At 66.1% G+C, this 3,278-nt stretch carries 4 protein-coding genes and 2 pseudogenes; 4 read left to right on the plus strand and 2 right to left on the minus strand.

Going from position 1 to position 3,278, the window contains the following annotated elements; translation table 11 throughout:
* Nucleotides 1-236, minus strand: a pseudogene (locus ACFWP7_RS42430) (cysteine--tRNA ligase); the annotation flags it as partial.
* Nucleotides 237-297: 61 nt separating this feature from the next.
* On the opposite strand from ACFWP7_RS42430, the gene ACFWP7_RS42435 reads away from it, so the two are divergent.
* Both ACFWP7_RS42435 and ACFWP7_RS42440 read left to right on the plus strand, forming a co-directional pair.
* Nucleotides 298-846, plus strand: coding sequence for a TetR/AcrR family transcriptional regulator (locus ACFWP7_RS42435; RefSeq protein ID WP_384393960.1), 549 nt, complete (start codon nucleotides 298-300; stop codon nucleotides 844-846).
* A 39-nt stretch (nucleotides 847-885) separates the two neighbouring features.
* Nucleotides 886-1,242, plus strand: coding sequence for a hypothetical protein (locus tag ACFWP7_RS42440; RefSeq protein ID WP_384393962.1), 357 nt, complete (start codon nucleotides 886-888; stop codon nucleotides 1,240-1,242).
* Between the two features lie 146 nt (nucleotides 1,243-1,388).
* On the opposite strand, the gene ACFWP7_RS42445 is transcribed toward ACFWP7_RS42440, so the two are convergent.
* Nucleotides 1,389-1,547 carry a hypothetical protein gene (locus ACFWP7_RS42445; protein ID WP_384393965.1) on the minus strand — a complete coding sequence of 53 codons (159 nt, stop codon included), beginning with the start codon at nucleotides 1,545-1,547 and terminating at the stop codon, nucleotides 1,389-1,391.
* 249 nt (nucleotides 1,548-1,796) lie between these two features.
* Between ACFWP7_RS42445 and ACFWP7_RS42450 the strand changes: the two genes are divergently transcribed.
* Entirely contained in the window at nucleotides 1,797-2,582 is a 786-nt protein-coding gene (locus ACFWP7_RS42450; protein WP_384393968.1) for a hypothetical protein, read from the plus strand.
* Nucleotides 2,579-3,156, plus strand: a pseudogene (locus ACFWP7_RS42455) (transposase). The gene ACFWP7_RS42450 and the pseudogene ACFWP7_RS42455 overlap by 4 nt, the downstream one beginning before the upstream one ends.
* Nucleotides 3,157-3,278 lie beyond the last annotated feature (122 nt).

The following is a 3,278-nucleotide window of genomic DNA, read 5'->3' on the forward strand; positions in this document are numbered from 1 at the left end:
CCTCGCGCAGGGCCTCTTCGCTGTACTCGATCATCGAGCGGTAGTGCGGGGTGCCCAGGCAGTACCGCAGCACGATGGGCCGCCACGCCTTGACCATCTCGCTCACCAGCACGCTGTCGCCAAGCGCCGTGGAAATCTTGCCGCCGGCCATGGTCACCCAGGCGTCATGCACCCAGTTACTGCGCGAAGTCGCAGCCGTAGGCCTTGGCCTGGGCGATCTCGTTCTCGTGGTGCGGGGCGCGAATTCAGGAATGACCGTTCTTGACTGAACGTTCCTTAAATGCCTATGCTCGCCTCATGGGTCGCCCAAGGGGATTCGATGAGGCGGAAGTGGTTCGGTCGGCGGTGGAGCTGTTCGCCAACCGGGCCTACGACGGCACCTCCGTCGATGATCTAGTCGCTCACCTCGGCGTGCACCGCAACAGTCTGTACAAGACGTTCGGCAGTAAGCGCGGGCTATACCTGGCCGCACTGAGGTGGTCCCTCACGCACGACGTCGCCTCCGTGATCGACCGTGTCGCCGAGGCCGCCGGCCCTGTGCGGGGATTGCGCGAGGCCCTCGCCGTTCCGACCACGGGAGTGGGCCTTGACCTGCTCCTGTTGGCCGCGGTCGAACGCGCTCCGGTGGACACCGAGGTGGCTGGCATCGTCGACGAGGCGTTCACTGCGTTGGACCGGGCTGCCGGCGCCTCGGCCAGGTCGGATGACGCCAGCGGAGCCGCCGCCCTGGCCATGGGGCTCACTGCCGTGATTCTCGGGCTCCGCATGCGGGCCAGGTCCGGCGCGGCGAGCGCGGATATCAACCAAGCCGGCGACGCCCTGGCGCAGCGCCTCGGCAGGCATTGACTCAACCGGCATTGAAATATCCACTTCCAAGGAGCCGACATGGCGAAGGTCAGCATCGACGGGGACAGATTGATCGTCGAGATCGAGGGACTCGACAAGCTCTGGGCGCTCAAGAGCCGACTGGCCATCCCGCTGGGCAATATTCGCGGCGCGACCTCCGACCCGGGGATCATCAAGGATCCGAAGGGCTTCCGTTCCCCTGGCACCCGTCTCCCTGGCGTCATCACCGCCGGTACCTTCCACATCGACGGCGAGCGGGTCTTCTGGGATGTCCATGATCCGGCCAACGCGGTGATCATCGAGCTGGCCGACGAACGGTACACCCGCCTTGTCGTTCAGGTCCCTGATCCGCGGGCGACGGTGGCACTCATCGAGCACGCTATACCTGTGAGCTGACGTCCGTTCAGCGGATCCCCGGGCAGGTGCGGTTCCTACGGCGAAAGCGGCGGTGCCCGGCCCCAGTAGAAGAGGACCGGGCACCGCCGTACGACGTCACAGCGAGCGCTGCGACTAGCCCGCCGGCAATGTGCCGATGCGAGTCGTTACCAGGTCCAGCTCCAGCTGTACGTGACCGACAGCGAGACGGACAGCGACAGGGACAGCGAGCTGTCGGGCCCGGCTTCCGCAGCGGCGGTGAGCTGCTCCTCGAGGATCGCCTCGGTGGAGGCGTAGTTGGCGTAGCCGGCGAGCAGTTCGTTCACCGTCCTGTACCTGCTTCCCGATCGTTGTTGCGGGCTTCGATGTGTCTGCCGGGGATCGCCCCGAGCTGGAACCACCACATCATTCGAATGCGGCGGCTGAGTATGACGAGTGTTTGCCGGGACGCTTCGGGACCTCGTGCACAGTGACAGGGATGCCTTAGCAGATTTTTGCCAGTAGCTGTCACTTGTCGAGGCGATGGCCAATTCCTGTTATGCCAGGGGCGGTTGAGGCGTTCATAGAGTGCCGCCATGAATGCGACAGAGCAGACAGCCTCCGCGGCACGCACAAGCGGCCGTGTCGTGCCGCCGGCCCCGTTGGACCGCCCGGACGAGTTCCTGCGAGCCGTCGCTGCGCTGAGCGGCGAATCTCCTCTGGTCGAGGAGATGCAGGGATATGCGGGACGTAACGACAACTGGCGGGTGCCGACTTCCGACTCCAGCGATCTCTTTGTGAAGCAGTTGCGTGGTGACCGGCAACAGGTGGCGGCCCGGATGAGCCGCATTCTGGCGTTTCAGGAGGTCATCGCGGCTCATCCGCAGCAGGAGGCGAGGACGGTCCGCTTCCACGGAGCCGAGCGCGAGCAGTCCCTGCTGGTGTTCGACCACCTGCCCGAGTCACGTACCGCGTCGGACCTGCTTGCCGGTGACGAGTTCACCGTCGAACTCGCTCACCGGATCGGCCGTGTCCTCGGAGAGGTCCATCAACTGCCCAAGATCCAGGTGGACATCGAGGAGTTCATCGACGGCAAGGCCCTGACCGCTTTCTACGCGCTCTCAGCCGAGGACTACGCGAACTGCAGCGGCGGTGAGGTGGAGGCCTGGGCCATGCTGCAGCACGACAAGCAGCTCGTTGAGGCCCTGGAGCGGTTGCGCGGCATGTCCGCCGACGCGCCCACCACGGCCACGCACTGCGACATCAGGCTCGATCCGTACTGCGGCGCGAGGGTGCGGATGCGGTCCGCAAGGGTCGGCCGTGGAGCCTCCCGCTGGAGGACCGGGCTCTGCTGGTCGCGGCGTACTGGCGCACGAACTTGACGATGCGCCAGCTCGCACCGCTCTTCGGGGTGTCCAACTCGGCAGCGGACGGCATCATCGACCACCTGGGACCGATGCTCGCGCTCCAGCCGCGCAAGCGGTTCGCCAGGGACACCGTGCTCATCGTGGACGGCACCCTGGTCCCCACCCGCGACCACACGGTGGCCAAGCAGTCGAAGAATTACCGGTACTCGACCAACCACCAGGTCGTCATCGACGCCGACACCCGCCCCGTCGTCGTGGTCGGCCGGCCCCTGCCCGGCAACCGCAACGACTGCAAGTCATGGGAGGAATCCGGCGCCAAAGCAGCCGTCGGCAAGACCATGACGATCGCCGACGGCGGCTATCCCGGCACCGGGCTCGTCATGCCACACCGCCGGCGCAAGGGCGAGACCTTCCGGACTGGAAGGAAGCGCACAACACGTCCCACAAGCAGGTCCGCGCCCGCGTCGAGCACGTCTTCGCGCGCATGAAGACCTGGAAGATACTCCGCGACTGCCGCCTCAAAGGCGACGGAGTCCACCACGCCATGGTCGTCATCGCCCGGATGCTCAACCTCGCCCTCGCCGGATAGACGAGCGGCCCGCACGACGGCCGAGCACGCCCGAGGCAGTTCGGAGATCATTTACGGGACAGCCCTTACGAGCTCGTGCATGGTTGGCGGTGAGACGTCGAGGACTTCGGTGGGGCCCGGGG

It is taken from the genome of Streptomyces sp. NPDC058470, assembly GCF_042721055.1.
Classification (GTDB): domain Bacteria; phylum Actinomycetota; class Actinomycetes; order Streptomycetales; family Streptomycetaceae; genus Streptomyces.